Annotated in this window: 4 protein-coding genes and 1 tRNA gene; 3 read left to right on the plus strand and 2 right to left on the minus strand. The window is 64.3% G+C overall.

Features of this window, described 5'->3' with window-relative positions; translation table 11 throughout:
• Nucleotides 1-472 precede the first annotated feature (472 nt).
• Complete coding sequence (locus tag KA184_10275) at nucleotides 473-1,867, plus strand: APC family permease (GenBank protein ID MBP8129950.1); 1,395 nt, start codon at nucleotides 473-475, stop codon at nucleotides 1,865-1,867.
• Between the two features lie 47 nt (nucleotides 1,868-1,914).
• On the opposite strand, the gene KA184_10280 is transcribed toward KA184_10275, so the two are convergent.
• On the minus strand, nucleotides 1,915-2,541 hold the full coding sequence (locus KA184_10280; GenBank protein ID MBP8129951.1) for a PAS domain-containing protein: 627 nt from the start codon (nucleotides 2,539-2,541) through the stop codon (nucleotides 1,915-1,917).
• 306 nt (nucleotides 2,542-2,847) lie between these two features.
• Between KA184_10280 and KA184_10285 the strand changes: the two genes are divergently transcribed.
• Both KA184_10285 and KA184_10290 read left to right on the plus strand, forming a co-directional pair.
• A tRNA-Ser gene (locus KA184_10285) sits at nucleotides 2,848-2,938 on the plus strand.
• A 187-nt stretch (nucleotides 2,939-3,125) separates the two neighbouring features.
• Nucleotides 3,126-5,429: a glycoside hydrolase N-terminal domain-containing protein gene (locus KA184_10290; GenBank protein MBP8129952.1), complete on the plus strand. Its 2,304-nt coding sequence runs from the start codon at nucleotides 3,126-3,128 to the stop codon at nucleotides 5,427-5,429.
• A 514-nt stretch (nucleotides 5,430-5,943) separates the two neighbouring features.
• Here KA184_10290 and KA184_10295 read toward each other — a convergent pair.
• Nucleotides 5,944-6,541 (minus strand): exo-alpha-sialidase (locus tag KA184_10295; GenBank protein ID MBP8129953.1); only part of this gene is annotated, 598 nt, incomplete at its 5' end.

The following is a 6,541-nucleotide window of genomic DNA, read 5'->3' on the forward strand; positions in this document are numbered from 1 at the left end:
GGGTCGAGGCGCTGGCCGTCGGCTACAGTATCGCCTTCTAGGCGCCCCATTCCAGGAATGCGGTCACGTATGCGCGCAAACCTGCTTGTGCTCTGTTCTTCGCGGAGCCTGCACCGCGACTTGGTGTTCGGACTTTGACTGGGTTTTGGCGCGTTCTGGCGCAATTGGTCTGCATGGGGACACGCGCCGTGACCGGGCTGACAGACGCGCGCGGACGGCAATGTGAGGACTCGAGCGCGGATTTCCGTTTGTACGTCCCCGAAGGCGGGAAAGAGGACGCACGGCGTCAAGTACATGGCGAGCCCATGGGACCGCCCTCTCGCGTCCATCTCATTCGCGCACAGCGCTTTATACAGGTCTCTGTGGCCTTTCCTGGCAGGCGCAGTTTCTTGTTCTGAGTCGTGCCGTTCCTTAGAATCCGGCTGCCGCCGTGCCGCGCGGATGCGGCGCGCCGTTTGTTGAGGATAGGGCCGTGAGCAAACCGGGTTCTGAGATGCCAGGCGCCGGGCTGGAGCGGAGCATCACGCTTTCGGGCGCGATAGCGCTTGTCGTGGGCGGGGTTGTCGGCGCGGGTGTGTTTGTGCTGGTGGAGAAGATTGCCGCACAAGCCGGCGCGGCGGTCTGGCTGTCGTTCGTTGTGGCCATCGTGATTTCCCTCATTGGCGTGATCCCGGTAATCCAGTTGGCGGGCGCATTGCCGCGCGCGGGCGCGGGCTATCTCTTTTCGAGCCGGCTGCTGTCCCCGTTTTGGGGCGTCATGACATCCTTCTGGGTGGTGTTGGGCGGCGCCGCGTCGACCTCGGTCGTGGCGCTTACGCTGGGCGTCTATCTGCAGCACTATGCTGGTCCGTCACTGCCTGCGAGCTGGATCGCGGCGGGCATGCTGCTGCTGTTTTACGGCATCTATCTGTTCGGCGTGCGCCTTGCCATTTCGCTGCAGCTTGTGATGGCCCTGCAGTTCGTGGCGGCGCTGATAATCTACGGCGTGGCCGGGTGGTTTCACGCGGAGGTCACGATACGACTATTGCCGCCCCACGGCGCGGCACCCTTCTTCATGAGCGTATTGCTGGCATACAGCACGTGCATGGGGTTCCAGGTGGTCGCGGAAATGGGCGAAGAGATCCGGAACGCGCGGCGCAACATCCCGCTGGCGCTGTTGATTGGCGGCGCGATTGTCGCGTGCATTTATATACTTATGAGCATGGTGTATGTGGCGCTGCCCGCGCCCGCGAACGCCGCCGAAACGGCCGCCCGCCGCGCCATGAGCGAATCCGCCGCCCGGTTTCTGCCCGGCGCGTTGGTCCGGTTCATCGACATTGGCGCGCTTACGGCGGGGCTGACCTCGCTGAACGCGGCGGCTATCGCGCTGCCGCGGGAACTCTTCGCGCAGGCGCGCGACGGCATGCTGCCGGGATTCCTCGCTCGGGTGAACCCTCGGACGCATACGCCGCAACATGCCGTGACGGTCTATTTTCTTTTTGTCGCGGTATTACTGATTTCCGGGCTTGACGTGAATTTCTTTGGCTGTGCGGCGGCCATCGGCATTCTTGCCATCTCTTCGGCGCTGGGCTTTGCCGCGATGCGCCTGCCGTCGCGTTTCCCTTCCTCTTATGCGCGCGCCTATATCACCTTTCCGAGGCCCTTGCTTGCGGCGTGCGCATGGGCGACCGCCCTGTTCTCGCTGGGGTTCGCGGCAGTGGTCGCATTTGAGGAGCCCGGTGTCCTGGTACTCTATGCGGTTTGGAGCATGCTGGTTGTCCTGTACTACCGGGTGCGCGTTCGCGGGTTTGCGGAAGGAGACTGGGAACGTCTGCGTGTCATCCCCGGGAGCGGGGAAGAACAGGACCAGCCGGTCACGCCATGCTGACGGTACCCGTATCCGGCGCGACAGGCGGTGTTGCGCGTGGGCGCCGGTCAGCCGCCAGGCGGGGCGCCGGGCGCGACCGGTCCGTTCTTCAGCAGTTTGGCACGTTCCTTCTCATAGCATTCGGGGCACAGGCCGTGCGAGAAATCCAGGTTCCAATGCTCCTTGAAATAAGATTCCACGCGCAGCCAGGATTCCTGTGCATCACGGACCTTGCGGCAGATGCTGCAAATGGGGATCAAGCGGTTGAGTTCGACGATCTCGCTCAGGTCTTCGATGATGAGCAATACGAGAGGCGTCCCGTGGTATTGAAAAGGCGACGCCGTGACCAGCGCGTAAAACTCGAGGGAAGACGCGCCGCGGTGGACTTCCATCCTTGCGCGGCGGCGCGTGATGCGTTTGCCCTGGAACGCGTCCGAGACCGAACTGCGAACGACACACTCCTTGCAGGACGGCCCGTGACCGCATCCCGCGGGGACATCCGCCGCATGGATGCAATGCAGGATTTCGCCGCCCCGATGCTTGAGGACGGCAGGCCGTTCGAGCGACAGGAACTCCGCCGCAGCCTCATTGTACTCCTGGATCCGCACATCATGGTCGACCACCAGCGCGAGTGAAGGCAACGCATCCAGAATGGTCCGGAGCATGTTCGCGTCGGGTGTTTCCCTTGTATCCATGCCAGTGTCTCCAGGGAAGGAGTTGCCGCCTTCCGCACCGGGGATGCGGGCGTTGCGCCTGTTTTCTCACCGAGGACTGAGAGAGCGTCTCCCGCAATTACAGAGTAAACCAAGTCGACGGGCTGCTTATTCTGACCCGCTCCTGTTGCTCCGTCCATGTCTTGAAACAAGTGCTCAAATAGACAGAGAGAAACATATGCTGTAATTCCGGGGGGGCGGAACCGGTTTTTCGCGCGATCGGGCCGTATTCGGCGGCCCGCATACATTGATTTCATCGGCTTTCGGGCCTATAATCGCGCCGTCTCCGGAGAGGTGACCGAGAGGCCGAAGGTGCACGCTTGGAAAGCGTGTGTACGCCAAAAGCGTACCGCGGGTTCGAATCCCGCCCTCTCCGCCAGATTTCGCATTTTCCTTCCCCGGTATCTTGCGCCATAACTTCACGTGAAACAGCGGTCACGACGCGGTTTCCGGCGGCGCGACGGAGTTGTCTTTGTTCCGCCGGATTGTCAAGAATGCGCGAAGGCAGGCGGGCATTCCTGGCCCGGAAGCCGGCATAAGAGCGGTTTCCGCTTGAAGGAAAGGGCATGGCCGTGAAAGCAGGGCCGGTTTTGGTGAGCGTGTGCCTGCTCTCGAGTATTACCGGGCAGGCGGTGCTTGCGCAGGGTACGGCACAGGAGACGGACACATCGCGGGAGCACCCGGACGGGTCAGGGCCGGACCCCGCCAGCGACCTGTGCCTCACGGCCCCGATTGCACGGTGGGACGAAGCCATTCCTCTCGGTAATGGAATCATGGGCGGCTTGCTCTGGGGCGAGGGGAATGTGGTGAAGCTCTCGCTGGACCGGGGCGACCTGTGGGACTTGCGCCGGCCCGACATGCTGCTGCGCCCGGACTGGAATTACGCAACGATGCGGCGCCTGGCCGCGGAGCGGAACCAGCCGGAACTGAGCCGGATGTTTGACGAGCCCTATAACGACAGCGCATACCCGACCAAACTGCCCGTGGGCCGGCTGGAACTGACGTTGGGCGCCGGGGACAAGGCGGAATCGTTCGGGCTTGACCTCCGCCGCGCCGTGGGGCATGTACAGACGTCCGCGGGCGGGGTGGAGGTCTTTTTCAGCGCGAACGAGCCGGTCGCGCTGATTCGTGTCGCGGGCGCCGCGCCCGCGTGCAGGCTGGTGGCTTCCGACGCGGTGAAGCAACTGGGTTATCCGCCCGCCGGACACGGGTCGGAGAACGGGGTCTCCTGGTTTGTACAGGAAGCGGCGCTGGGGCTGAAGTACGCCGTCGTGGCCGGGCTTCGCGAGGAGGCAGGAAATGCCGTGATTGGGCTGGCAGTGACGTCGTCGCAGGAGGACGCGGACCCGCTTGCGCTTGGCCGCAAACGGGTGGCGGACGCACTGGCGAAGGGATTCGATGTCGGACTGGCGCCGCATGCCGCCTGGTGGCGGCAGTTCTGGTCGGTTTCGGGTGTGCGCGTGCCGGACAGGGCTATCCAGCAGCAGTACGACCTCGTGCAGTATTTCTACGGAGCCGCATCGCGCCGTGGCGCGCCGCCGATGCCGCTGCAGGGCGTCTGGACGGCGGATGAAGGGACGCTGCCCCCATGGAAGGGCGATTATCATCACGACCTGAACACGCAGTTGACGTATTGGGCGTACCTGGCCGCGGGCCACTTCGAGGAAGGGGCGTGCTTCCTGGATTTCATGTGGAACCTGCTGCCGGAGCATCGGGAATTCGCCCGGGTGTTCTACGGGACGTCCGGCGCGGCGGTTCCCGGCGTGATGACTCTGGACGGCAAGGCCATGGGCGGGTGGGGTCAGTATTCGCTGTCCCCGACGAACGGCGCCTGGGTGGCGCAGGCGTTCTACCTGCACTGGCGCTACACGAAGGATGGGGCGTTCCTGGCGGAACGGGCGTACCCGTATTTGGCGGCCTTGGGGGAGTGCTACGAGGAGTTGCTCAAGCCGGATTCGAACGGGAAGCTCAAGCTGCCGCTGTCGTCGTCGCCGGAGATTCACGACAACACGCTGCGCGCATGGCTGACGCCGAACAGCAATTTCGACCTGGCGCTGCTGAAGTGGCATTTCTCGGCGTTGGCGGAAATGGCGCTTGAATTGAAGGACGCGACCGCGGCTGACCGGTGGCAGGGGACCCTGAGACGGCTTGATGACTTCGCCGTCGAGGGGGGCGCCGGGCCGCTGCGGCTCAGCGCCGACGAGTCGCTGAGCGAATCGCACCGCCACCATTCGCACCTGATGGCCATTCATCCGCTGGGGCTATTGAACATCGAGCAGTCTGACCGGGAACGCGGCATTATTGACGCCTCGCTTGCCCAGAACGAACAGCTCGGGACGCGCAATTGGTGTGGCTATAGCTTCTCGTGGATGTCATGCATGATGGCGCGGGCGGGCAAGCCGGACCGGGCCCTGAAGAACCTGGAAGTGTTCGTACAGGCGTTCCTCTCACCCAACGGGTTTCACCTGAATGGCGACCAGAAGGGCGGTTCGCATTCCAACTTCACGTATCGCCCGTTCACGCTCGAAGGCAATTTCGCCGCCGCGCAGGCCGTGCACGAGATGCTCCTGCAAAGCTGGGGCGGTTGCGTGCGCGTGTTCCCGGCGGTGGCGCCTCAATGGGCCGATGTCTCCTTCTTTAATCTGCGCGCGGAGGGGGCGTTCGTGGTGTCCGCGAAACGGGAACGGGGGCAGACTGTCTGGGTGCGCGTCACAACCGGCAAGGGGGGTATGCTCCGTCTCCGCGACCCCTTTGGCGGCGAGTCCGCCGCGTGGACCCGGCCCGATGTTACGAAAGACGGGCCGGACTATCTTTGCACGCTGCAGCCGGGGGCAGCCGTCGAAGCGCGGCAAGATTCCCGCGGTCTTTGAGGCCGGCCACTTGGACGGGTTGCGCAAGGGTCTGCCCCGGCGGCACGCGGCGTCAGAAGAACCTGACCTGCCCGGGGCGGATAGCCGCGATATGGGACCGCCGGGGAGAAGGAGACCCAGCCGTCCCGTCAAGGCGCCGGCCTCCGGGCCGGCCCGCCACGATGGCCGCGCCCAGAAATATGAGAAGACCGCGGTCTTCAACCGTGTTGCGGTTCAGAGCGTTTCCAGAATCCAGACCTGCGAAGCGCCGCCCCGGTTCAGGCGCGCGAAATTCGGCACGGCGAGCAGTTCATTAGCGGCGATTGCCATAACGCCGCCGATGAGGCCCTCCCTCCATTCCTCCCGGAGCGCCGCACCGGGCCGCCCTGGCCCCCGTCGGTGTAATGAATGCGGACATCCGCCGAATCGAAGTGCTGGCCTCCGGGCCCCAGGGCGAGATGCCACGCGTACCAGAGCAGCGCTGCGGCGGTGAAGCCGCCGCATCCGATGCCCCATCTCTTCCTGTTAATCGCGTTCAACTTCCCTTTCCGCCGGCTCCGGCGGCGAAACTTGCCATGGCGTCAATCTCTTCCAGTTTGAACCGCGTACAGACCACGGAGTGCTTGTGCTCGCCCTCGCGGTACTTGATATAGGTGGTAGCGAGAATGGCGCCGTCGGGGAGGAGTTCCATGCCGGGATAGCCGCAATCCGCCCCGGCGTGGCTGTGCAACAGCTTGATGCGGCATTGCCCCGGCCGCCCTTGCCGGATATCCTCGTAGCTGCCGGCCCATGCGACGAAATGGCCGAGCGTCGGGCTTTCGAGCGCCCTGTCCCGGAACGCGACCACCAGCCGTCCGTCGGGCGCATAGACCCCCATGTGCCGGTCGCCGGTCAACCCCCACGGCGTGTCCACGGGTTCGCTCCAGGTTTGGGCCTCGTCGCGGCTGAACATTACGAGACTGCGCCCTTTGTGCGTATTCTCGCGCATGAGGCAACATAACTCGACGCCGTCCGGGGCGCGAAACACAAAGGGTTCGCAGGGCATCTTGCCCGGTACGGAGGCGGCCACGGACGGTTGGGACCAGGAGAGGCCGCCGTCGGCGCTGAAGGACTGCATGACCTCCAGGGATGCT

It is taken from the genome of Candidatus Hydrogenedentota bacterium, from assembly GCA_018005585.1.
GTDB lineage: Bacteria > Hydrogenedentota > Hydrogenedentia > Hydrogenedentales > JAGMZX01 > JAGMZX01.